Here is a 25,190-nt window from a genome sequence, read left to right as displayed (position 1 = left end):
AATTGACTATCAAGCTTCGTGACTAACTGAGTGAGGCGTAATGAGCACCATCGAACTGACCCGCTTCCGCGTCGACGAGGACAAGGCGGCCGAATTGCTGGCCGCCCGGCCGGGCATGCTGGCCGACTTCGCCGCCGACCGGAGCGGGTTCATCGCCGCGCAGCTGATCAGCCTGCCCGGTGGTGAATGGCTGGACGTGGTCGAGTGGGAGACCCCCGAGGACTTCGCCGCCAGCCGCGACAAGGGCGCCAACCGGCCCGGTATCGCCCGCTTCTTCGCCGCCATCGCCAAGCTCGTCACCGCCGAAGAAGGCACCCTCGCCGACGTCCCGGCCGCGAACCAGGCGCGAGCCTGATGCGCGCCGCTTGGTACGACGAGCAGGGGCCCGCCGCCGACGTACTCCAGGTTGGTGAGGTTGCCGATCCGGTCGCCGGACCGGGCGAGGTGCGCGTCCGCGTGGCGTTCTCGGCCGTACATGTCGGCGATATCGGCAAACGTCGCGGCTGGTGGGGTTCGACGATGACGTTCCCGCGGGTCATCCCGCACGGCGATGGCGCCGGCGTGATCGACCAGGTCGGCGAAGGCGTCGACCCCGGCAGGGTCGGTGAGCGCGTCTGGGTCTACCTCGCGCAGTCGTATCGCCCCTTCGGTACGGCGGCCGAGTTCACGGTGGTTCCCGCCGACCGGGCCGTTCCGGTCCCGGCGGACGTCGCCGACGTACCGGAAGCGCTCAAGCTCGGCGCCGATCGCGCGCTGGCCGTGGACGAAGCCGATCAGGCGGAGCTGGCCAAGAAGATCGGGCCGGTAGATCGCATCGCCGAGGTCGCGTTCGACGGCAATCTCGCGCTGGACGTCGAGATCCTTCGGTACGGCGGCAGCATCGCAACGTACGCGACGCGTGATCCGCAACCCGCCATTCCCTACTGGGAGTTGGCCTTCAAGAACATCAGGGTCGAGTTCCTCAGCAACGAAGACTTCCCGGCCGAGGCGAACGAGCAGGCCGTCGCGGATCTCACCGAGGCCGTTGCCGCGGGCGACCTGCTCTACCCGATCGCGGCGCGCCTCCCGCTGGACCAGATCGCCCAGGCCCACGACCTGACCGAGTTGGCGCCGTCCGGCCACCGCGTCCTGATTGAAGTGACCAAATGAGCGGGGGAAGGGACGTAGGCATCCTGGCCAGTCACCTACTCGGGGCCTTCCAGAAGGAGATGTTCACCCAGCTGGCGGCCGAGGGACATGCCAGTCTCCGCCCGCGCCATGGCGCCGTGCTGGCCTATATCGACGTCGAAGGCACTCGCGCGAGCGATCTGTCCGACCGGTCGGGCCAGCACAAGCAGGTCATCGGCACCCTCATCGACGAGCTGGAGGACCTCGGTTACCTCGAGCGGCGGCCGGACCCGTCCGACCGTCGCGCCAAACTCGTCGTACCGACCAAGCTCGGGCGGGACCAAATGATCCGCGCCGCCCGGATCCGCGACGAGATCGAGGCCCGGTACGCCGAAAAGGTGGGAAAGCCCAGCTACGCCGTCTTCAAGAACGTGTTCAACCTGCTGGTTCAGCCTTGACCGGGTCGTTGTAGATCCCGGCCGGCTCCTGCCCGGTCAGCTCGCCGATCGCGGCCATGATCTCGTCGGTCGCTTTGCGGCGCGCCTGGGCCGGCCGAATACCGTCGCCGGGCGGGTCGAAGACCAGCGGCTCGCCGTACCGGATGGTCGGCCGGTGGATCCGCGGCCAGCTCTTGCCGATCGGCTGGATCCGGTCGGTGCCGATCACCCCGACGGGTACGACGGGAGCGCCCGAGGCGAACGCCAGCCAGGCGACCCCGGTCTTGCCACGGTAGATCCGGCCGTCCCGCGAGCGGCTGCCCTCGGGATAGATACCGAAGGCCTTGTCCGCTCGCAGCACCTCGAGGGCCGCGTCGAGGGAGGCCTGGGCGGCTCCGTGCGTACCGCGCTCGACTCCGATCGCATCGATCGCTGAGAAGAAGGCCGCCACCAGCCGCCCGCGCAGACCCTTGCCGCGGAAGTACTCCGCTTTGGCCAGGAACACCACTGGTCGCGGCGCCCACAACGGGATCACGATGCTGTCGATGAACGAGAGATGGTTCGAGGCCAGGATCACCCGGCCCTGCCGCGGTACGTTCTCCCGGCCCTCGATCACCGGCCGGTAGATCAGTCGCGCCAGCGGGGCGATCACCAGTCGCACGATCGCTTGAATCATCCAGCCTCCCTCGGGTGCGCTTGAGAGGCCAGTCTCCACCCGATCAGCGTTCGACGCCGCCGGAAGTGCGGATCAGCACAACCGCGAGCGCCGAGATCACCATGCCGGCGAGCGCCAGCAGGCCGATCGTCTCGCCGAACATCAGCCAGGCCCAGACCATCGTCGCGGGCGGCACCAGGTACATCAGACTGCTGATCCGGGTAGCGCCCGAAAGCCGCAGGTTGAGCAGGTAGAACCCGTAGCCGCCACCGGTCGAGAGCACCACCAGCCAGATCGCGGCGCCGTAGAACCCGGGTTCGGACGGCACGGTGAACTCGCCGGTCATCGAAGCGAGGATCGTGAAGAAGATCGCTCCGACGAGCACTTGCAGCGCGAGGCCGTCGACCACACCCACGGCCGGTCGGCGTCGTCGGTCCAGGCAGGTGCCGATCACGAGCGCGACCACTCCGGCGAACGGAAGCAGGTACGTCACCGGCGAGGCGTGCCCCGCGCCGAGGTCGCCCGCCACCACGAGCCCAACGCCGCCGACGCCGAGGATCAGCCCGACCCATTGCCAGGGGCCGACGCGTTCACCGAGCAGCGGCCCGGCGACCGTGGCGACCAGGATGGGCTGCAGCGCGCCGATCAACGCGGTGACGCCGGCCGGCACGCCGTGGTCGATACCGCTGAAGATGAACCCGAGATAGGCGCACTGGCTGAACAATGCCATCACCAGTTGCGTCGTCAGATCGCGCCGGGAGATCCGCGGTCGCCGCCAGGCCAGCACGGCCAGACCGATCGCCGCCGCGAGCAAGTAGCGCCAGGCCAGCAGGTTGAACGCCGTACCGTGCGTCGTTCCCCACTTGGCCCCGATGAATCCCGAACTCCAGAAGACAACAAAACCCACCGCCGCCCCGGCCGTCACCGAACGCGTGTGCTGGGTACGGATCGGCTCAGCCAGAGTGGTCATAGCGGCCACGTAACCACACCGGTCGGTATACTCGCAGTATGGTTGCCCAGATCGTGAGACAAGCCCAGTGGTGCGTCACCTGGCCGGAGCCGGTCGTCCAGATCGCGGCGACCCCGGCTGCGGAGCGGATCCTGACCGCGGCGGCGGATCTCTTTTACCGGCAGGGGATTCGCGCGGTAGGAGTGGACGCGATCGCCGCCGCGGCCGGAGTGACGAAGAAGACCTTGTACGACCGGTTCGGCTCGAAGGACAACCTGATCGCGGCCTACCTGCAACGGCGGGACGAGACCTGGCACGCCTTCCTGGACGAGCAAATGGTCAAGCGGCGAGCGACGGAGCCGGAGCAGATCATCCTGGCCTTGTTCGCGGCGTTGACCGATTGGGTCGCCGAACACGAGCGAGGTTGCGGGTTCATCAACGCCGCCGCCGAACTGGCCGAGGCGGATCATCCCGCCATGCCGGTGATCGTCGGCCAGAAACGCTGGATGCGCGACGAGTTCGCCGCCCAAGCCCGTCGCGCCGGCCTCCGCCGACCCGGCGAACTGGCCGACCGCCTCCTCCTACTCCACGAAGGCGCCCTGGTCACCCACCAAGTGGCCGCCATGCCCCAAGCCACCCAAACCGCCACCCGCGCCGCCCGCGACCTCTTGGCAACCTGGCCCCACCACTAGCCCGCCCCACGCACCCCGGCCATTCCCCCAACAACGATCGAACGCGAAATGCACACCCGCAGGCGAATTTGTGGATAACCCTCCCGCGAGGTGCCTTGTCATGTCGTGCGCGTGCAAATACAACAAGGCACCTCGCGGAATGGGTTTGCACAAAATTGGGCTGCACGTGTGCGGCTCGGGCCTGGGTGCTGTGGGCTTGGTGTCCACAGGTAGCGCACTACGCGTCCGATGGTGCTAGTGGTATCCACAGGGGCGAACGCGTTTTGCGTCCGACTGCTCTTAGGGGCGGTAGGCGGCGTCGACCTCCACTTCTACCAGCCAGCCCGGGACGGGGAGGTTTTCGATTTCCAGGGCGAAGCGGGACGGGCGGGCCTTGTTCACGACGAAGGGTGTGGTGGGTGGGGCCGTGCCGAGGGGGACCGGGATCGGCTTGCCGGTGACGAGATCCGTGTTCGCGAAGTACTGCCGGTAAGCCCGGTTCCAGCCCGCGAAGTCGGCGATGGGCTCGCCGGCGGGGTTCTGCAGGAAGACGCGCATTGTGTAGACATCGGCATACGTGAGGCCTGCCGCCTTGAGGTTTTCGCCGATCCGGCGCAGTGCGTTGATGCCTTGGGCTTCGGTGATTGTGACGCCTGGCGGGAGTGCGCCGCCCGGGAAAACCTCGGTGTCGACGTACCGCGTCTCGCTCCCCGCGGGGGCCGACGTGTTGAGGGCAGCCGGGCCGAGGCCGCTGGTCTTGTAGATGGGCGTGTTCGCGCCGATGCCGACGCCGTTCGCGATCATCGGATTGGCCTGTCCGGCGGGCAAGGCCGGTACGACGGTGCCGGGCTTCGGCGGTTTCGGGCGATCCCACCAGGCGTCGGCGGCGATCGTGAACGAGCAGGTCGCGATAGCCGTGGTGACAACGGCGATGACGGTACGACGTCCGAACATGCGAGTCCTTCCAGGAGCGGTCATCGGGCAGTCACCCTAGTGTGCAAGGCGGTAATGGTCGCGCGGGCCGAGACCATCGCGCCGTGCTGCCAAGCGATCGCGTGGCTGAGGTGGTCACCCGCGAAATAAACGTTGCCTGCGGCATCGAGTAACCGCGCGTAAGAGGCATCGGTCTGCGAGGGCCAGCCGACCCACGCCCCGCGCGAGTATTCGGTGCCGGCCCAGTTGACCGAGAACGACGCCCGCACATCGCGCAACGCCGAAGGACCGTGGATCTTCGCGCTCTGCGACAACGCCCGCTGAAGCCGATCGCTCGGAGACAAGGCGCCATAGGCGTTCGCATTCAAGCCAGTGTTGTAGTAGCCGATCATCGTGCCGCGATCGCCGTGGAAGCCGGTCGACGGGTACCACAGGTTCGTCAGATCCAAGGTGGTGTTGGTGATTCCGCCGTAGATCCGGTGGTCCTGCTCCCACCAGCGACGGCCGTACTCGATGCCGATCTTGCCCGCGTTCGACGGCGTCGCGTATCGCAACGCGGTCACCACCTCGGCCGGCAGGTTCGACGGTACGCCCGCGGCGATGTGCGGCGGCAGCGTGCAGATCGCGAAGTCGGCCGCGATCCGCCGAACGCGCCCACCCGCGTTGTAATCGACCTCGACCCCGGCCGAGGTGTTGCGCAACCCGAGCACCTTCGCGCCGTACACGAACTTGTCCCGGCCGATCGCCCGCTCGAAGGCGTACGGGATCCGGTCCATGCCGCCGACCGGCTGGAACATCATCATCGCCTGGTCCCAGCCGAACTCGAACGAGAAGTAGTTCCCGACCCCACTGGCGAACACGTCACTCAGCGCGTACGGCGACAAGGGTTTGCCGCCCTCGAGCCCCGCGCCGGGCTCGACCTCATACCCCGCACGACCCGAGCCGGAATACCTGAAACTGGCAGCGGCATCCCCCTCGACCTTCGGCCCGATAGCGCCATAACCACGAAGAAACGCGATCAACGCTTCCTTGTCCGACGTACTGAGGTAAGTGTCGAGCGCACCCTGGCTGGTCGCCTTCGCCAGCAATTCCGAGACGTACCCGTACACGTCTGCCTTAGCGGTCCGATGGCGAATCGGCTTGTTGGAAAGGGATGTCGAGCCTTCGCGATAGAGATAGGCGTCGGCGTTCTGGTTGGTGAAGGGCTCGATAGCAACACCGAGTTCGCGGCAGTAGTCGAGCGTCACGTGGTGCTGCGGAATGCGTCCCGGCCCGGCGTTCATGTACTGCCCAGGCGAGAAGCGCGCCCGCTGGGTGTAGCCGTTCAGGTCCTTCTCGACCGTGCCGTCGCGGACCGTCCAGTTGCGTCCACCCGGGCGTTCCCGGGCTTCGAGCAGGGTGACCTGGTAGCCGGCTTTGCCGAGCTCGTAGGCGGAGGTGAGCCCGGCGATACCAGCCCCAAGGATGACGACGTGCTTCTTGCCGCGGCCGGCGAGATCGCTCGGCCGGGGTGCTGCGAAGGCGGGGGTGTCGGCGGCTCCCGCGAGCCCCAGCGCGCCCATCGCGCTGTACATCACGCCGGCACCACCGGCGATTCCGACCTGGCTGAGGAACTGTCTGCGTGTCTGGGCCATCTGTTCTCCTCGGCTGACCTGCGGCTGGGGGCGGCCGCGCGTAGGTAGTTGCCGAGGAAGCTATGGCCGGGTTGTTTCGGGTCGATCTCGCTTGAGTTAGCAGCAGAGATCCGATCTTTGATCAAATGTTAAGACTTGTCGCGAGCGTTCCAGCACGCGAAACGGCCCGGCATTCCGAGGAATACCGGGCCGCTCTCGTTAACGAAGATCAATCAGGAACGATAAGCCGTCCACATGTTGCTGATGCGGGTGCTCTGGTCCGCGGTGAACTGGTTGTAGCAAGAGTCGTACGAGTAGTCCATGTAGTTGTGGATCGGGTCCAGGCCGGGCAGCGAGCAGGAGTCGCGGCCCTCGGGGCAGCCGTTGGTCGAGCTGCTCTGCGCGGGCGTGTCCGCGACCTCGTCGTTCGTGGCCGTGCAGCCACCCTGGAAGGTGTGGTAGAGCCCGAACCAGTGGCCGGCCTCATGCGTCGCGGTCTCACCGAGGTTGTAGTTGGCGATCGAGCCGCCCGGCAGCGAGTCGAAGTGCACGCGGATGCCGTCGACACCCGGGTTACGGCTGTAGTCCCACGGGAAGGTGGCGATGCCGAGGTAGCTGAAGTCGACCAGCCAGATGTTCAGCGCGTTCGCGCCGCCCTTACGGGTCTGCTTGCGGTAGGTCGCGCTCTGCTTGTCCTTGTGCCAATTGTTGTTGTTGTACCGGAACGTCCCGGCCAGGTTGAAGGTGAAGCCGGTGTTCGCGGCCGCCGACGACTCGCCGCCGCCGAAGGTCGTGTTCAGTACGGTGAGCTGCTGGGCGATCTGGCTGTCGGTGACGTCACCGTTGCCGGCCGCGTCGCGCATCACGTGTACGTAGACGGGCACGGCCGCGGCGGCGAGCGCGCCCTGCGGCACCCCGATGCCACGGGCGGCCTTGGCCTTCAGGATCTGGGCCGTACGAGCCTCGACCGCGCGCATCTCGGCGGCGGACATCTCGCGGGTGTCCGGGCCGCGGCCACCCTTGGCGGCCGCACCGGTCTCACTGGTCGGGGTCACACAGTTCAAGGCCTGCAGCTGGTCGACGGGCAGTCGGGCCGAGGCACTACCGCCCAGCGGGCTGAAGGCGAGCGCCGTACCGGTCAGGATGACCGCAAGCGCGCGAGGACGGGTGATGAGAGATCGCATCGAAGCGCTCCTCAGGGGAAAGTGGCCGCGTCTGGGCGGGCGGCCGATTGCCCGGAATAGTGCGCAATTTTCAGCTGATCCGGAAGCGATCGTCCGGATTCTTTGTAAAATCTAGGGAAATCCTTCGGTTTGTCAGCCGGTCCCGGCCGGCGCCTCCAGGCTGCCGTAGCGCTCCATCCGCTGCCAGCGTAGCCGGGACCCGGCCAGCGCGGTGAAGACTGATTGGATGACTACGAGGTACATCAGCTGCCGGTAGACGAACTGCTGCAGCGGCAGGCTCCACAACGGCCCGGGCGATTCGCCGTCCAGCCGGAACGCGTACAACCCCATCGCGGCTTGCAGCGCCACGAAGGCGAGCCACAGCGCCATGATCCGGACCGGGTCCAGGAAGATCAGCCCGTAGATCGCGAACACGTCCACGACCGGCGCCAGCAGCGGCAGCAGAACCTGGAACAGCAGCAGATAGCCGAGCCCCCGGCGCCCGAGCTTGCCCGCCGCACCGCGCTGGACGAGCGCGCCACGGTGCTTCCACATCGCCTGCAGCGTGCCGTAGCACCAGCGGTAGCGCTGCCGCCAGAGCGCGCCGACGGACGCGGGCGCCTCGGTCCAGGCCTTCGCCCGCTCCTCGTAGACCACTCGCCAGCCGTCGCGGCACAACGCCATCGTGAGGTCGGTGTCCTCCGCGAGGGTGACGTCGCTGACCCCGCCGATCCGCAACAGCGCGCTGCGGCGGAAACCGCCCACGGCACCGGGCACGGTCGGCATGCACTCGGCCAGGTCGAACAGCCGCCGGTCGAGGTTGAACCCCACGACGTACTCGATGTGCTGCCAGCGGCCGAGCAGCCCGCCACGGTTGCCCACCTTGGCGTTCCCCGAGACGGCACCCACGCGTGGATCGGCGAACGCCTGCACCAGCATCCGGACGGCGTCCGGCTCGAAGACGGTATCGCCGTCGACCATCACCACCAGCTCGTACGACGCTGCTTGCAGGCCTGTGTTCAGGGCGGCCGGTTTACCGCCGTTGGCCTGCCGGATGACCCGCACGCCGGGCAGCCCGAGCGACTCCACCAGGTCCGCGGTGCCATCGGTCGAGCCGTCGTCCACCACGATCACCTCGACCGGATGGTCCGACGCGACCAGCGAACGGACGGCGGCCTCGATCCCGGCCGACTCGTTGTACGCCGGCACGATCACGCTCACCGGCTCGGTCACGGGTGGACCCGAAGCCGCAGCTCGACGCCCGCGGACGTGGCGCCGGGCGGCGATCACGACCGTGATGGCCCGCAGCACGCTGAGCGCGCCGGCCGCGTAGAGCAACCAGGTGAGCACGGTCAGCGTGAGGTCGCTGAGCCGGATCGCCCCGATGGCCGCCATACCTCGCCACTGCTCAGGCTTGGATGCCGGTTGCATCGGCTGCGCGAGGCCGACGGACTGGCTCACCGTGGTGAAGCGGAAGCCCTTGCGGGTCAGCTGCGGGATGAGCTTGTTGAGCGCGGTAAGGGTCTGGGTGCGATCACCGCCGGCGTCGTGCATCAGCAGGATCTGGCCGTTGCGGCCCTTGGGTGTCGAGTTCGCGATGATGCGGTTCACGCCCGGGCGGCGCCAGTCCTCACTGTCCAGCGTGCTCAGGACGGTCAGGTAACCCGCCGACCGGGCCTTGCGGATGGAGTCCCAATCGGGATCGGCGACGGCGTCCGGACTGGAGGAGTACGGCGGCCGCAGCAACGGCGTACTGACCCCCGCTGCTCCGGCCAGAATGAGCTGGCTCTGCCGTAGTTCGAGCGAACCTCGCCAGTCCGGCAAAGTGGCCAGATCCGCGTGGGTGAAGGTGTGTACGCCCAGTTCGTGGCCTTCGGCAACGATTCGCCTGGTCAGCTCACGATGTTTCGCCACCTCGGTGCCGACCACGAAGAACGTCGCTTTGATCTTGTGCGCCTTCAGCAGATCGAGCACCTTCGGCGTCCAGACCGGATCAGGCCCGTCGTCGAAGGTCAGCGCGATCGTCCGGGGCTTGGGCGCCGCCGTACGGGTCTTGGCGGCCGTCGCGTCGATCACCGGACCACCCGACGAGATATCGCGCGGTACGGCCTTCGCCGAGGCCCGGGGCGGCGCCTCGCCATCCGGCGCGGTCCCGAACAGGTGGTGGGTGTACCCCTGCAGCAGCATCGCTCCCGCCAGGCAGACCAGCAGGACGGTCAGCACCACCCAGTGGGTCCGCAGCGCCACATCGCGGCCGTGGCGCGCTCTCCGTCCGGCCATCGATCAGGGCTTCGCGGGCGACTTGTCGGTCCGGCCGGGCGGAGCCGTCGGCTTACCGCGCTGATGTGTTCCCGGCGTCGTTGTCGGACTCGGAGCCGTGGTGGGCTTGCTCGTCTGACCGGGCGTGGAGGGCCGGGTCGTGGTGGGCGCGACCGTCGGGATCGCGGACAGCGTCGACGTGGGACTCGGGGTTGTCCGGGTGCGCTCGTCAGCTGGGGTCGTCGGCGCGGTCGTCGTTGGAGCGATCGTCGGGGTGACCACCGGCGTCGGCTTCGACTGCGGGCGGACGGCGTCCGGCAGCGGGATGAACGGGGTGTTCGGTGCCGGGCCGCCGAGCAGGCTGCTGCCGAGCAGCAGCAGGTATCCGGCGGCGGGCACGGCGAGCAGGGCGCCGAGACGGCGGACGGAACGATGGCGGCGGCCGCTCGGGTCGACGAAGACCGGTTCGCGGCCCGGGAAGGGCGTCACAGCAGCGGGAGTCTAGCGGTCGGCGTAGGCGGTGACGAGTCGGCGGTTTTCCGCGTCACAGCGGCGATTCTGTTGGTAACGGGCCGTCACCGATTCAAGCGAAAGTGTGCTTGAAGTATTGCCATCGTCACATTCCGGGGTCTAGTTTGCGTTTGCGGCTGGGGGGTCGCCTCAGTGCGATCGTGGGGGTCGCGGGGGCCCGGTGCCGCGGGGGTGAATGTCATGGGGGTATTCCGTCTCGCGTCTTCGCGGCTGGTTTCGGTCACAGCGGCGGTAAGCCTGCTGACCGGCATGCTCGTCGTCACCGCTCAGCCGGCTCGTGCCGCTGAGAACGGGGTCGACGACCTGCTCGGGATGCTGGGTGCCGGTGGTGTGCCGAACAGTCTGGCCACCTGGACGTCCGGTCTCGCGACGATCGACAAACTCGGTGAACCTTTACCCCTGGTCGGCGCGAGTCCAGGCGGTTTGCTCGGCCTGAACGACGTGTTCCTGAAGGGCGTCACCGACGAGCTCGATGACGCCGTCGACTTCGGCGATCTCAGTGTCGACAAGGACATCACCATCGACGGCGGCCGGACCGGTCACCTCAAGACCACGGTCAGTGATCTCGGCGCGGGCAAGAAGCTCGACATCGTCGCGACCGTCGACCGCACCGTCACCGGTCAGGACCTGCGGCTGTCCAACGCCTCGCCGAAGGTGGAGCTCTCGGTCTCCGACGGCGTCACGCTCGGGCTGAAGTCCCGCCTGGCGTTGAGCGTGGTCTGGACCGGCAGCGCGGAGGACAAGGTCTACCTGGTGCACTCCACCACCACCCCACGTTTGGACGTCGACGCACACGCGAGTATCGACAACGCGGCCGCCAAGGCCGCGATCGGCATTCTCGGGGTCTCCCTGACCGGCTCGAGCCTGGACGTCGACGCGCACCTGGTCGGCACCGTCAGCGACCCGGACAACGACGGCAAGCTCTCCTTCAGCGACAACGGCGAACTGGCTCAGGCCGGATCGCTCGACGGGTTGTTCACCGCCGGGCTCGATCCACTGGGCTCCCAGCCGATCGACGAGTCCGACCCCGCCTCACGCGGTTCGGTACACGCCACCTTCCAGCTCGGCGCGGCCGCGTCGGGTATCCCCGCTTCGTTGCCCTCGGCAATCAGTGCGACCGTGCAGGTGGACTGGAACGACATCGGCGTGGGCGCGCCCGTGGTCTCCGCGCCCGACCTCGCCGCGACCGTCGGCAAGTTCCAGAACATGAGCCTGCGGGACCTCGCCGAGGGCATCGCCCAGGTGGTCACCTCGCTCACAGCGATCCAGAACGCCAAGTACGACCCGGACGCGGGCGGACCGCTGCCCACGATCGGTGATCTCGATCTGCCGTTCATGAAGGGCACGCTGGCCGACGTCATCCGGGTCAACGAGGTGCTGAAGAACTTCCTCGCCGCCAACACCATCCCGGCTCCCGGCCAGCCCGGCTTCGTACCAGGCGTGACCGACCCGGCCCAGGCAGGCCAGCCGACGTTCACCTCGTTGCAGGACCTGCTGAAGAAGCTCGACGACGCCTCCGACATCGACCTGTCCGGACTCGTCTGGGATGCCGGCAGCAGCAAGCTCGCCTTCAACCTCGCCATGACGAAGACCGCGCCGGTCACGCCGGTCGACCTGGACCCGGTCAGCATCGAGGCCTCCGGACCGACCGCGTCGTACGGCGCGAAGACGCTCACGGTGGCGGGCGCCGGCTGGAGCCCCAACCAGTGGCTCGGCCGTCGCGTTGTCGCCGGTACGTCGGCGGGCGAGGTGGCGAGCAATGACGCGAGCACCATCACGCTGAAGGCCGACTGGGCCGGCGGACAGCCCGCGCTCAACTCGCCGTACGTGATCGCGGGGTCCGAGCCGCACATCGGCGCGGTCACCTTCGCGAACAAGATCGACCAGGGCGGTCAGGGCATCCTGAACGCGAACGCCGAGCAGACCTTCGCGAAGGTCACGCCGTCGTTCACCGCGGCGCTCACGCTGGTGCTGGACCTGCAGGACGCACGCACGGGTGATGCCTGTATCGGCTTCCTCGGCAGCACCCAGGCCTGCCCGTTCACCCAGTCCAACGGCGCTCTCGACACGGTCATCCCGTCGCTGCCGCTGAACACCGACCGGATGATGATCCGGACCGGCTCGTCGCTGTTCTCGGCGGACTTCCCGATCGACACCGCCGTCGACCTGACCGCGAACGCCGGCTACTTCAAGGTGCAGCTCAAGGGCACGCTCAAGGTCTGCAACTCCTCGCTCAGCGACACCTGCGCGGCCGGTACGGCGACCGGGCACATGATGAGCCTCTCGCTCAAGCAGCAGGGCGACGCGCAGCACGACCTCCGCCTGTCCGAGCTCTTCAAGCAGTTGGTCGATTCGCCCACCAGCCTGATCGACGTCGACGTGAACGTTCGCGCGTACGGCGACGTGACCGTGTCGGTGCCGGACGCCACTCAGTTCCTGCCGGCCGGTGCGAGCACGAAGTTCACGGCCAAGTGGGGCGACCTGACCGATCCCTCGACCATCGCCCTGGACACGGGCGACCTGTCCGAGGTCTTCAAGCTCGACTTCGACGCGAACGACCCGAAGGCGTTGTTCACCGCGTTGATCAAGACCCTGCAGACGCTGTCCAAGCAACTCGCGGAGGCCAACACTGCGGACGGTGACGGTGTCTTCGACAAGGACATCCCGGGCCTGGGCAAGTCGTTGCGGGACATGCTCGTCAGCGACGAGTCGAACGCGGGCCCCGGGGTGTCGTACGGCGCTGACACGGTGGTGGACACCAACCGCTCGGGCGGCAACCTCTTCGGTCCGGACCTGGTCGGCCGGTCGATCGTGGTCGGCACCCAGGTCGGCATCGTGAAGACGGTCGCGGGCGATGGCAAGTCGCTCACGCTGACCAAGCCGTGGGAGTCGGCACCGCCCACCGGTACGCCGTACATGATGCGGTCTGCCTTGGACGACGTGACGGACCGGCTGCTGGCCAACACCCCGGACAACATCCAGGACGCGGTCGAGCTGCTGAACAGTGCCCTGGGCAACCAAAGCGTGAAGTTCCGCTATCTCGAGGTGGACGGCAAGCCGAACCTGGTGCTCGACGTCGACTGGCAGCGCGACTACCGCGCGGCCGCGCCGATCAAGCTCTCGCTCGGCAACCTGAACGGTTCGGACCAGACGTTCGCCGCGGCGCAGGCCACAGGGCTCGCGCAGGTGGAGGTGACCGGCCGGATCAAGGTCGGCCTGGTCGTACCGCTCGCGCCTGGTGAAGGCCCGGCCAATGGCGCCGCCCTGTTGGTGCTGGAGGATTCCTCGATCAGCGTCGCCGCCAAGGCCACGTTGACGAACGGCTCCGTGCAAGGTGTGGTGGGCCCGCTGTCGATCGCGCTGGGTAACCCGACCGCAGGTGCGCCGGCGGCCGAGAAGGCGCAGGCGAAGGCGGATCTGAGCATCGCCCTGGCCAAGTCGGGCGCGGCGGCGAACACGCCGGTCTCGTTCACCGACTTCATCGGCGCGGTGGGCGTGAACTTCAACGCCACCAACGGCACGGTCTCGTGTGGCGAGACCCTGGACACGCCGTTGATGGTGTGCGGCAGCCTGCCGATCTTCCTGAACAACACGGGCGCGGACGACGGCTGGGTGCCGATCGGCACGATCGCGCTGCGCGTGCCGGACTCGACCACGCCGGCCGACCTGCTCGACCTGAACGACAACCTGCCCGCGCCGGACGACGCGAAGAAGGAACTCGAGCTGCCGGCCGATCTCGGCACCAGGCTCGCGAACGCGTTGCTCGACTTCGGCAACTTCGGGGACGGTCTCGAGGGGTACCTCGCGGCGATCGAGCAGGCCTTCCGGACCGCGAGCTTCCAGGGCAAGCTGCCGCTGATCGGCGAGGACCTGCAACAGGGTGCCGACTTCATCGGCGACCTGCGGACCAAGCTGCGCAGCTCGATCTGGAACGACCTGCCCGGTGGCGGCCGGCCCGCGAACTCGAAGGAGTTCAAGGACTTCATCAACGCGAAGCTGGCCGACGCGCTGGCCGAGGTCGACATCGCGGCGACCGAGATCCTGATCGGCTTCGACTGTACGGCGACCCTCGCGCCGGCCGGTGCGCCCACGGTGACGGAGGACCCGGTCGACGTCGGCACGACGACGTGGGAGTACCAGATCGTCGCGTACCAAGGTGATGGGACCCAACCGGACGACGACACGGTGCCGAGTGCGGCAGGCCAGACCACCAAGGGCGCGGCGACGCTGAACGACACCAACTTCAACCACATCACCTGGGCGTCGGTGCCGAACGCGACCGGCTACAAGGTGTTGCGCAAGGGCCCGGGTGATACCGGGTTCAAGCTGATCAAGGACGCCGGCAACGCGCTGGCGCACGACGACAAGGGTGACACCGGCGCGGACTACACCGCGGCGACCCAGCAGCCCGATCTCCACATCTGCGGGCTGAACGACATCGCCGGCGTCTCGCTGGAGTTCACCGCGACGCGTGGCAAGGTCAGCGCGGCCAAGGGCTGTGAGAACACCGGTGCGACGAAGCCCTGCTTCCACACCGACCTGCCGCTCGACATCGGCATCCCGGGTCTGGCGCTGCGTCAGGGCAAGGACGGCACCGACGGCATCTCCGTCGACGCCGGCTTCGCCCTGCACTTCAAGCTCGGCCTGAACAAGACCGACGGCTTCTTCGTCAACACCCATGACGGATGGGGTCCGGACAACAAGGCGCTGGCCGAGCTGCAGGTGGGCCTGGCCTTCGACCTGCCCGACACAATGGTGGCCGAGCTGGCCTTCATCAAGATCAACGTGGACAAGGCGACCGGCGGAACGCATGACCCGACCAAGCCGTTGTTCGCGGGCGCGTTCCAGATCGACCTGAAGGCGGCGGGCGAGACCAGCTGCTTCAAGGGCGACGAGACCGCCTGTACGCCGGACGAGAACGCCAAGATCAAGTTCGCCGACCTCGGTTCCGGCGGCGACATGTTCGGTGTCTCGCTGACCGGCGCGTTCCACCTGGACTGGATCGTCGAGGCGCAGGTCGACTCGGCCTTCCCAGGAGTACGGGCGAACTTCCAGCTGATGTGGTCGTTCGACAACCAGGCTCCGGACGGCCCGACCGTGCCGTACATCGCCTTCAAGGACGTCGGCATCAGTGCCGGCAGCTTCTTCGAGGGCCTGCTCGGCGACGTCGTCAAGGAGATGAAGCGGGTCACCGGACCGCTCCAGCCGGTCATCGACACGTTGTACGCGCCGATCCCGGTGCTGTCCGACCTGAGCCGGCTGGCCGGTGGGGACGACGTCACGCTGATGACCCTGGCGAAGGCGTTCAGCACCTTGGCCGGTGGGCCGAAGCTGGACTTCGTCGACACGATCAAGGCGGTCATCGAGTTCATCAACCGGCTGCCCAGTTGCAGTCCGGACGTGGACAACGACTGTTACGTGCCACTCGGTGACTTCGAGATCGCCGGCGACAAGGCGCTGAACACCAGCAACTCGCCGACGACCGCGGACAAGATGTACAAGGGCACTCCGAACGCGAAGTCCGCCAACGAGGTGAAGAGCGGGCTCAACGACAAGAACGAGCACGCGAGCGCCGATGCCAACCCGATCTTCGGTGGTACCGGTCTGGCGCCGGACGAGGGTGACGCGGAGAAGTCCGGCATCACCTTCCCGATCCTGGAGAACCCGGCCTCGGCGTTCAACCTGCTGATGGGTGGCGATATCACCCTGGTCGAGTTCGACTCCGGCCCGCTGACGCTCGGCTTCAGCTGGCGGCAGGCCTTCGGTCCGGTGTACGCACCGCCGCCGGTCTTCGTGACACTCGCGGGCTCGGCCTCGGTCAGCCTGCGCATCGTCGCCGGACTCGACACGTACGGCATTCGCAAGGCGGTCGAGGCGGCCCAGAACGGCACGCCGGTGGACGCGATCGACGTACTCGACGGGTTGTTCTTCAAGACCGTCGACAACGCCGGTACGCCGATTCCGGTGGTCCAGCTGACCGGTGAGATCGCGGCCGGGGCTGCCGTCAGCGTGGTCATCCTCACGGTCGGGATCGAAGGAGGACTCCGTCTCACGATCGGGTTCTACTGGAACGATCCGAACGATGACGGCAAGTTCCGGGTCAGCGAGTTCCTGCATGCTGCCCTGAACAACCCACTGTGTCTGTTCACGGTCAGCGGCCGGCTGTCGCTGTTCCTGCGGGTCTACATCACCATCGGCGTGAGCATCTTCTCGGTGTCGTTCAGCTTCACGCTGGCCGACGTGACGTTGCTCGACTTCTCGGTGGCACCGGACTGTGAACCGCCACCGCCGAAACTCGGTGGCACGGTCGGCGACACCCTCGTGGTCTACGCCGGCAAGTACGGCAAGAACGCCCAGCGTGGATCGCCATGGGGTAACGAGGCGGCGGCAGTGGAGAAGGACACCGTCAAGGTGATCTCGCTGCACTACGCCCAGAAGCCCGGCGACGAGGCCGGTACGAACGCGGCCTTCGACGGCTTCGCGGTGGAGATGCTCGGCGAGCGTCGTGAGTACCTCGACCCGAACCTCAAGCGGGTGGTCGTGGACGGTTCCGGTTACGACAAACCGATGAACATCACCTTCATCGGCGACGGTAAGAAGGAGACGGGCGCGAGCGCGGGTAACAGCCCGGCCATCTTCGACAAGGACGCGGTCGCGATCGGCGGTAACGCGGCCGACGTGATCACCACCGGACGTGGTCTGTCGTTCGTCGACGGACGTGGCGGTGACGACATCATCGTCACGGGGGACACCGGCGGTGCGACGTCCAAGGCGATGGTCGCGGGTGGTGCCGGCAAGGACACCATCACGACCGGCAACGGTGACGACAAGGTCGCGGGTGACGCGTCCCTCGGCAGCGCCACCAAGGCGCGGACCGTCACGCACAACGCGCAGGACAACGGCGGCACCAACGACCTGAGTGCTGTCTTCGACTGGGAGAACATCGCGGATCCGACCACTCAGGCCCAAGGTGCGGGCACGGGTGACGACACGATCGGCCTCGGCCTCGGTGCGAACAAGGCGCGCGGCAACGCGGGTGGCGACACCATCTCGGTGGCGACCGACCGTCCGGACGGCACGCTGCCGGCCGGGATCAACACGATCGTCGGTGACGCGGGTAACGACCGGCTGACCGGCGGCTCGAACGCGGACCGCATCTTCACCGCGGCGGAGACCGAATTCGAGGTCGACGATCCGGGTCCGGCCGATACCGGCGCGACCAACGTCGTCGACACCGGTCTGGGCAGCGACAAGGTCTGGGGCAGTACGGGTATCGACCTGGTCACCAGTCACTCCCAGGGCAACCAGTCGGCCAGGATCCTCGGCGGTAGCGAGAACGACATCCTGCTCGGCGGCTTCGGCACCGATGAGGTGTACGGCGGCCCGGGTCAGGACTACGTCATCGCCGAACCGGCCGAGGTCGGTGCGAACACCGGTGACGACATCATCGGCGGCGTGAACTTCGGTCCGCGCCGGACGGTGAACAAGCTGCCGCTACCGGCGGGAGTGCCTTCGAACCCGAAGACGCTCGTCGGTGGTCTCGGTGACGACCACATCGTCGGCGGCGACGGACCGGCAAAGGTCTTCGGTGACAAGCGCATCGACGACGAACTCTGCAAGCCCGGCGCTCCGGTCACCTCGGATCCGGTCGCCGAGAGCACCAGCGAGGGCACGGGTGACGGCAACGACCGCATCCTCGGTGGTGCCGGTATCGACACGGTCTCCGCGGGTGGCGCGAACGACCTGGCCGAGCTCTTCGGTGCCAACGACCTCGCCTGTGGCCAACAGGGCCAGGACACCCTGCGAGGCGGTGGCGACAAGGACCACCTCTGGGGCGGTAGCGAAGCCGACATCCTGTACGGCGACGCCGGCGTGGACCACGTCTTCGGCAACAACGGAAACGACGTGGCGTACGGCGGTACCGAGACGGACGTTGTCGAGGGCAACAATGGCTCGGACTGGGCCACTGGCGGCACGGGCGCCGACCTGATCTACGGCGGTACGCGCGCCGCGGGCCGAGCCGACACCGGTGACGACGACCTCTACGGCGACTCGGGCAACGACCGGATCATCGGCGACAACGGCACGGTGGACGATCCCGAAAACGCGGCGGACGCCGCGGCGATTCCGTTCGACCTCGACGGCGAGACGGCCACGGCCGGGTCCGGCGACCGCATTCACGGCGGCGACAACGAGGATACGGCGTACGGCGGTCTCGGTGGCGACACCGTCAACGGCAACAACGGCAACGACCATCTGGAGGGCAACAACGCGACAGACGTTGTCCACGGCAACGATGGCGAGGACTCGATCGCTGGTGGTTCGTTCCAGCAGGCTGTCGCGGGCACTGGACGTCCGGACACGGGCGACTTCCTGTTCGGTGACGGCGGGCCTGACCTGATCACAGGTGACAACGCGATCCTCGCGCTGACCAGTGACCCGGCTGCGACCACACCCGTGACCCGGCAGCGTGGCTTCGCACTGGGTCACACGGTGACCTTGCTCGACCTGGGTCTGACCCCGGCGGCAGGGACCTCCGGCAACGACCAGATGTCGGGTGGCGACGACCAGGACGTGCTCTACGGCCAGGACGGTGCAGACCGGGCCAAGGGCGACGACCACGACGACTACGTCGAGGGTGGTCAGGGCAGCGACTGGGTCGAGGGTGACCTCGCCGATGACGACCTGGTCGGCGGTAGCTCGGTACCGCTTGCCGGTGCCGGCGCGAACCGGACCGGCCAGCCCGACACCGCGGACGCCGTCTTCGGTGGACCTGGTGACGATGTGGTTGCCGGTGACAACGGTCAGGTGCTCCGCCCGGCAGTCGGGCAGACGCCGACCAGGGCCACGGTCCGCCTCGGCACCGAGCCGGGCGAGCTGATGGCCGGCCGGATCGTCGACCGGTACGACCTCGCGGCGCTTCCGTCCGCGGCTCAGTTCGGCGCCGACCGGTTGTCCGGTGGCGAAGGTGTCGACACGATCTGGGGTCAGGATGGCGGCGACTTCATCTCTGGTGGAGCGCATGCCGACTATGCCGAGGGCAATGGCGGTGCCGACGTACTCCGTGGTGACCTGTCGCTCGCGGGCGAGTCGGACCTGACCACGGTGGTTCCGCTCGCTGATCCGGGATGGCCCGGTAGCGCGAGTGCGGCCGCCTTGCTCGAGGGCGCGCTCACGCCGGACGGTCAGGACGACCTGATCGGTGGTAGCTCGGCCAAGGGCTTCCGCGACACCGGTGACACGATCGAGGCCGACGGGGCCGCGGACGTCGTACTCGGTGACAACGGCACCCTGATGCGCACGGTCACCGGCCCGGCTGGTGCGCGCGTGGAGATGGTCTACGCCGATCGTTACCCGAACGGCACACCGCCGGCCGGGGCGACCGTCTCGCGGACGCATGACCCCGACTTCAGCGAGCCGAGTACGCGCTTCTGCACCGAAGCGCAGGCGACCTGTGAAGCAGTAGGGGCCTTCGGCAACGACAACCTGTACGGCGAGGCCGGCGACGACGGCATCTGGGGCCAGGACGGCGACGACCTGATCCTGGGTGGTGCCGACAACGACGACCTGTACGGCGAACTCGGCGACGACAAGCTGTTCGGTGAGAACGGCGAGGACGCGATCCTCGGCGACCGCGGTGGCGTGGTGAACCAGTACCTCGACACCGGGGACAGCCCGGCACAGTTCACCTTCAACCTGACCTCACCGCCGGCCGAGACGTACGTTGGGTTCCGGCGCGAGGCCTACGACCGGCGGGTCGACCTCGAGCACGACGTCGACGGCGACCAGTGGATCGGTAGCTCGACCAGCGCGGAGATGCCACACGACGGCATCACCACCGGTGGCCGGGACCAGATCCGGGGCGGTGCGGATGCGGACAACATCCACTCCGGCTTCGGTGACGACCTCGCGAACGGTGACAGTGGCGGCGACCAGGTGTTCGGCGCCGACGGTGAGGACGTGCTCTGGGGCGGCAAGGGCTGCGACCCGGTGCTGAACGCGGCCACACCGGACTGCCTCACCAACGGCGTCTTCAACCCGGACTCGCGGGGGACGAACGATCGGTTCATCGACCACACCTTCGGTGGTGTGGGTGAGCCCGATCTGGCCAAACAGGACATCGTCGGTTCGGATGTGCTCGACTTCAACCCACGCGGTGCCTACCCGGCCAACTGTGCGCCCGGCGACTGGCCGGTCACGACGAACGGAGTCACGGTCGATCCGTGCCTGTGGTTCGAGCTGACCAGCAAGTCGGATGACACCGCAGAACCGGAGACGCTGGCGAACAACAGTCATCACCAGGGCACGGACTGGATCTACGGTGGCTGGGATCGCGATGTCTTGCAGGCGGATGTGGCCCAGAACGGTCCCAACCCGGGCGATCGGCTGATCGACTGGAACGGTACGTACAACCTCTACACCCACTGCAACCCGGCCTACGGCGGCTACAACGACATCCGGCAGCACTCCCCGGCGATGACGGACTACCTCAACCTGCTCGCCTGGGGTTCAGGCGCCGGGCGTGCGACGACCGACGTGACCACCAAGGGAACCTCGGCCTACAGGGAATTGGCGTACGCCTACAACCCGGACTTCAATGCCCACGCGGTAGGCCCGGCCTACCCGACGACACCGGGTCACTTCGACGATCCCGTGTCCTGTAGCGACTGATTTATAAGGCTTCTGAGGCCCCGGCTTCCGCCTGGAGTGGGGGCCTCAGAGGTTCTTCAGGTACTCCGCCGTCGTGGTGACCGTGCCGAGGCGCGGGAACATGTACGTCGTGGCGAACTCGTGCGCATGCGCGTCCAGCCCGGTCATCGCGTCCTCGACGTACACCACCTGGTAGTCGTGCTCATCCGCGACACGTCCGGTCGACTCGACGCCGAAGTTCGTCGCGATCCCCGCCAGCACGACTGTCTCGATGCCACGCTCGCGCAAAGCCTCGTCCAGCCCGGTCCGGTGGAACGCCCCGATCGTGCGCTTGACGATCACGAGGTCTCCCTCGGCCGGCTCGACCGCTAGCTCACTACCCTCAGGTTGTACGTCGACTCCGGGCCGTTCGACCCGCACCCACACGACCAGCCCGCCTGCCGCGCGAGTAGCGTCCGCCAACTCCACGCACCGCGCCAGCACCGCGTCCCCGCCGTACGGGCCAGTCGGCAGCGCCACGATCCGCGGCATCAAGTCGATCAGTACCAGCGCGGTCTTCGCTCTATCGCTCACCGCCGCACCCTAACCCCACCCGGGTTTTTCGAGACTGCCCGGGCTTTAAGGCTGTCTGAAGGTGGCTGAGCAGGCTGTCGAGTGGTCAGAGAGAACGTCCGAGGAGGAGGCGCCGTCGTGTTGCTGGTCCGTCTCGTGCTGCTGGCAGCGATCGGCCTGCTCCCGGCCGCCTGCGCGAACGACCGCGAGCCGGCGGCACCGTCCTCAGCCACGCCTTCGGCCGAACCGTCGGCGCAGCTGCTGGAGCAGGTCAGGCGCAAGGGGCACCTCCGGGTGATCGTCACCCTCGCGGTTCAGGTCACGCCGGAGGGCAACCTGCCGGACCAGCGCGCGGTGCGGGAGCAGCGACAGGCGATCGCCACCGCTCAGACCGACCTCCTCGACGACCTCCGCGCCTACGCCGTACGGGATCCGCAGCGGTTCGTTTCATCGCCGCTGCTGGTCCTGGTCGTCGACGAGCCCGCACTCCGCCACCTGCTGGCCTCGCCGCGGGTGGCGGCGATCCAGGAGGACATTGCCGAGCCGCCGGCGACTGAGGCGCCGAGCGGCTGAGGCGGGGACAAGGAGGCACTGCAGGGGGTTTGACGGTCCGGTCATCCGGCCGGCCGTAGGTACACCACGTTCCTTGGGGGGAACAGCATGAAGTTACGAAGATCGCTCTTCGCCGGAGCTCTGGCTCTGGCCACTCTCACCGCCGCCGTGACGGTTCCGGCCCAGGCCGCGCCCAGCCCTGATCCGGCGGTCAGTCAACTCATCGAGCAGGCCGAGGAGGAAGGCCCGCAGCGGGTAATCGTGCGCCTCGCCACCGTGGCGGCGCAGCAGCCGGTGCTGGACAACCTGGAGGACTCGAACGCCGAGTCCGACGTCAACTACCAATACAAGCTCTTTCCGCTGCTTGCCTTGGACGCCGATGAGCAGGCCCTGCGGGAACTTGACGCGGACCCCCGCGTCATCTCGATCCAGGAGGACAAGGAAGAGCACGCGACGCTCGGCAACAGCATTCCCTGGATCAACGCCGACCAGGCGCAGGGCTTCGGCTTCAGCGGTGACGGCCAAGCGGTCGCGATTCTCGACACCGGGATCGACCGGGACCACCCGTTCTTCGCCGGACGGCTGGTCTCCGAGGCCTGCTACTCCAGCGTGGAGGACAGCGACGAGCAGACCTCACTGTGCCCGAACGGTGCAGCGAGCCAGCTCGGCGCCGGAGCGGCGGATGCGGAGACGGCAGCCTGCACGGGCACACTGTGCGACCACGGCACCCACGTCGCGGGAATCGCCGCCGGCAACGGAACCGGGGTGACCGGTGCTCCCGGCAACGGAGTGGCAGCCGCCGCGGACATCATCGCCATTCAGGTGTTCCACCGCAACGATGTGGCCGACAGGTGCGCACCGGCGGCCGCGCCCTGCGTGACGGCGTACCAATCGGACCAGGTTCGGGGCTTGGAGCGGGTCCTCGCTCTGAACGCGACGATCGACATCGCCGCGGCGAACATCAGCATCGGTGGTTCGGTGCAGAACATGACCGCCTGTGACACCGACGTCCGCAAGGATCCGATCGACGACCTGCTGGGCGTAGGCATCGCCACAGTGATTGCCGCAGGCAACAGTGGGTTCACGACCGGCGTCGCCGCACCTGGGTGCATCTCGACCGCCGTCACCGTCGGCGGCACCCAGGACAACTCGGATGCCCTTTACCTGAACGGGAACAGGGGATCGTTGCTCGACCTGATGGCCCCGGGCCAGAACATCCAGTCCTCGATCCCGGACGACACGTTCGGGAACATGACCGGTACGTCGATGGCGGCACCTCATGTCGCCGGAGCCTTCGCCGTACTCCGCGCGGCGTATCCGAACGCGACGCACGCGACGCTGCTCGGCTATCTGCGGGACACCGGCGTGGACGTCAGCTACACCAGTGGGACCTCCACGGTCACCACGCCCAGGATCGACATGCTCGCCGCGCTGCGGGCGGGGAACGCCGATCCGTCCATCACGGTGGACAGCCCCTCGGTCACGGTGAACGAAGGCTCGACCGCGACCATGACCGGCTCGTTCGCCGACGCCGACAGCACCACGCTGACACTCGGCGCCTCGGTCGGCACCATCACGACCACGGGTCCGGGCCGGTGGAAGTGGACCTACGACACCTCGGACGGGCCGACCCAGAGCCGTACGGTCAGCGTGACCGTCAGCGATGACCTGGGTGAAGGAGCCGGACGGGACTTCTCGCTGGTCGTGAACAACGTCGCACCCTCGGCCGGTATCGCACCGGGACAGGCGACCTCGGTCACCGAAGGCGGTCTCTTCTCCGTCCGGGCGACCTTCTCCGATCCCGGCTGGGCGGACACTTACACGGCCCTGATCGACTGGGGTGACGGCAGTTCCGGCCCAGCGCCCGCAACCGTGACCACTCAGGGCCCGCCCGCCGACCTCGGCGAGGTCACCGGCAGCCACCGGTACGCAGACAACGGGACGTACACCGTCAAGGTCACCGTCACCGATGACGATGGTGGCTCGACCTCGGCGTCCTTCGCGGTCCAGGTGAGCAATGTGGCGCCGGCGACGACGATCGATCCGGGCCAGGTCAAGACGATCAACGAGGGCACTGTCCTGACCGCGAAGGCGTCGTTCGTCGATCCCGGTTGGGCCGACACCTACACGGCGTTGCTGACCTGGGGCACCGGCGAGACCAGCCCCGTCACACCGCTCATCACCCAGGACGGCCCGCCGGTCGACCGCGGTGAGGTGACGGGCAGCCATGCCTACGGGGACAACGGCTCGTTCGGAGTCGGGGTCAAGGTCACCGACGACGACGGTGGTACGTCGACCGGATCGTTCACGGTGGTGGTCAACAACGTGGCACCGACGGCCACGATCGACGAGACAGGCGCGGTGAACGTCAACGGTGTACCGACCTTCATCGCCCACCAGGGCCAGCCGGTGACGTTCGCGGGCCGGTCGACCGATCCCGGCAGCGACGATCTGACGTTGTCCTGGAGCTGGGGTGACGGACCGCCCGTGCCGGACGTGGTGACGCCGTATCTCGTCAACCCGCCGGGCACCGACCCTGCCGTCAGCCCGAGCCTGCAACCGCGGGACGTGACCGATACCAAGTCGCACACCTTCGGGGGCGCGTGCAGTTACGAGGTCGGGTTCGGCGCCACGGACGACGACGCGGGGGCGAGTTCCGACACCGCGAAGGTGGTCATCACCGGCAACGCTCACCTCACCAGGATCGCGCCGTTGTGGCACCTCCAGACCAGGCCCGGCCCGCGTCTTCCGCTGGTCGACCTGCCGGTGGCCACGGTGAACTGCTACCTGCAGGTCGCGCAGCACATGAGCAGGGTGCTGTCCGAGGTGACCGACGTGTCGACGATGGCCAAGGCACATGCCCTGCTCGGACTCACGCTGCTCAACCCGAAGCGTGAGCTCGACCGGCAGATCCTCACCGCCTGGCTCAACTTCGCGGACGGCTCGTTCGATCTGTCCACCGCGGTCGATACCAACCTCGACCTGAAGAAGGACAGCACGTTCGGCGCGGTAATGGCGAATGCCGAGACCATCCGGCTCAACCCGGCCTCGACGAACGCCCAACTGCGGTCCCAGGTACTTCTCCTGGAGAAGCTGAACCTCCTGGGTTCGTAGGCCA

Annotated in this window: 15 protein-coding genes; 7 read left to right on the top strand and 8 right to left on the bottom strand. The window is 67.7% G+C overall.

Annotated elements, in window-relative coordinates; genetic code table 11:
• Positions 1-40 precede the first annotated feature (40 nt).
• Genes OG394_RS22130 through OG394_RS22120 form a run of 3 tightly spaced genes read left to right on the top strand, consistent with a single transcriptional unit; the run spans position 41 to position 1,565 of the window.
• Complete coding sequence (locus tag OG394_RS22130) at positions 41-355, top strand: antibiotic biosynthesis monooxygenase (RefSeq protein WP_328988928.1); 315 nt, start codon at positions 41-43, stop codon at positions 353-355.
• On the top strand, positions 355-1,149 hold the full coding sequence (locus tag OG394_RS22125; RefSeq protein WP_328988927.1) for an alcohol dehydrogenase catalytic domain-containing protein: 795 nt from the start codon (positions 355-357) through the stop codon (positions 1,147-1,149). Before OG394_RS22130 ends, OG394_RS22125 begins: the two co-directional genes overlap by 1 nt.
• Complete coding sequence (locus OG394_RS22120) at positions 1,146-1,565, top strand: MarR family winged helix-turn-helix transcriptional regulator (RefSeq protein ID WP_328988926.1); 420 nt, start codon at positions 1,146-1,148, stop codon at positions 1,563-1,565. The genes OG394_RS22125 and OG394_RS22120 overlap by 4 nt, the downstream gene beginning before the upstream one ends.
• On the opposite strand, the gene OG394_RS22115 is transcribed toward OG394_RS22120, so the two are convergent.
• Both OG394_RS22115 and OG394_RS22110 read right to left on the bottom strand, forming a co-directional pair.
• Positions 1,543-2,220, bottom strand: coding sequence for a lysophospholipid acyltransferase family protein (locus OG394_RS22115; protein WP_328988925.1), 678 nt, complete (start codon positions 2,218-2,220; stop codon positions 1,543-1,545). The genes OG394_RS22120 and OG394_RS22115 overlap by 23 nt on opposite strands.
• Positions 2,221-2,263: 43 nt before the next feature.
• Positions 2,264-3,169, bottom strand: a complete 906-nt coding sequence (locus OG394_RS22110) for a DMT family transporter (RefSeq protein WP_328988924.1) — start codon at positions 3,167-3,169, stop codon at positions 2,264-2,266.
• A 38-nt stretch (positions 3,170-3,207) separates the two neighbouring features.
• Here OG394_RS22110 and OG394_RS22105 point away from each other — a divergent pair, with 38 nt between their 5' ends.
• Complete coding sequence (locus OG394_RS22105) at positions 3,208-3,840, top strand: TetR/AcrR family transcriptional regulator (protein WP_328988923.1); 633 nt, start codon at positions 3,208-3,210, stop codon at positions 3,838-3,840.
• A 279-nt stretch (positions 3,841-4,119) separates the two neighbouring features.
• On the opposite strand, the gene OG394_RS22100 is transcribed toward OG394_RS22105, so the two are convergent.
• From OG394_RS22100 to OG394_RS22080, 5 genes are all read right to left on the bottom strand, one after another.
• On the bottom strand, positions 4,120-4,773 hold the full coding sequence (locus OG394_RS22100; RefSeq protein ID WP_328988922.1) for a Rid family hydrolase: 654 nt from the start codon (positions 4,771-4,773) through the stop codon (positions 4,120-4,122).
• 20 nt (positions 4,774-4,793) lie between these two features.
• Entirely contained in the window at positions 4,794-6,386 is a 1,593-nt protein-coding gene (locus OG394_RS22095; protein WP_328988921.1) for an NAD(P)/FAD-dependent oxidoreductase, read from the bottom strand.
• 212 nt (positions 6,387-6,598) lie between these two features.
• Positions 6,599-7,549, bottom strand: a complete 951-nt coding sequence (locus OG394_RS22090) for a zinc metalloprotease (RefSeq protein ID WP_328988920.1) — start codon at positions 7,547-7,549, stop codon at positions 6,599-6,601.
• 132 nt (positions 7,550-7,681) lie between these two features.
• A complete protein-coding gene (locus tag OG394_RS22085) occupies positions 7,682-9,808 on the bottom strand; it encodes a bifunctional polysaccharide deacetylase/glycosyltransferase family 2 protein (protein ID WP_328988919.1) in 2,127 nt (708 codons plus the stop codon).
• Between the two features lie 3 nt (positions 9,809-9,811).
• The gene (locus tag OG394_RS22080) at positions 9,812-10,276 is read right to left on the bottom strand and encodes a hypothetical protein (protein ID WP_328988918.1); all 465 of its coding nucleotides are present in this window, start codon (positions 10,274-10,276) and stop codon (positions 9,812-9,814) included.
• A gap of 222 nt (positions 10,277-10,498) precedes the next feature.
• On the opposite strand from OG394_RS22080, the gene OG394_RS22075 reads away from it, so the two are divergent.
• Entirely contained in the window at positions 10,499-20,989 is a 10,491-nt protein-coding gene (locus tag OG394_RS22075; protein WP_328988917.1) for a calcium-binding protein, read from the top strand.
• 45 nt (positions 20,990-21,034) lie between these two features.
• On the opposite strand, the gene OG394_RS22070 is transcribed toward OG394_RS22075, so the two are convergent.
• Positions 21,035-21,541 (bottom strand): isochorismatase family protein, encoded by a 507-nt coding sequence (locus OG394_RS22070; RefSeq protein WP_328988916.1) that lies wholly within the window; start codon positions 21,539-21,541, stop codon positions 21,035-21,037.
• A 117-nt stretch (positions 21,542-21,658) separates the two neighbouring features.
• On the opposite strand from OG394_RS22070, the gene OG394_RS22065 reads away from it, so the two are divergent.
• Both OG394_RS22065 and OG394_RS22060 read left to right on the top strand, forming a co-directional pair.
• A complete protein-coding gene (locus tag OG394_RS22065) occupies positions 21,659-22,093 on the top strand; it encodes a hypothetical protein (RefSeq protein ID WP_328988915.1) in 435 nt (144 codons plus the stop codon).
• Between the two features lie 87 nt (positions 22,094-22,180).
• Positions 22,181-25,186: a S8 family serine peptidase gene (locus tag OG394_RS22060; RefSeq protein WP_328988914.1), complete on the top strand. Its 3,006-nt coding sequence runs from the start codon at positions 22,181-22,183 to the stop codon at positions 25,184-25,186.
• The last annotated feature ends 4 nt before the right edge of the window (positions 25,187-25,190 follow it).

Origin of the sequence: Kribbella sp. NBC_01245 (genome assembly GCF_036226525.1) — a bacterium.
Classification (GTDB): Bacteria; Actinomycetota; Actinomycetes; order Propionibacteriales; family Kribbellaceae; genus Kribbella.
This window is presented reverse-complemented; position numbering and strand designations above follow the sequence as displayed.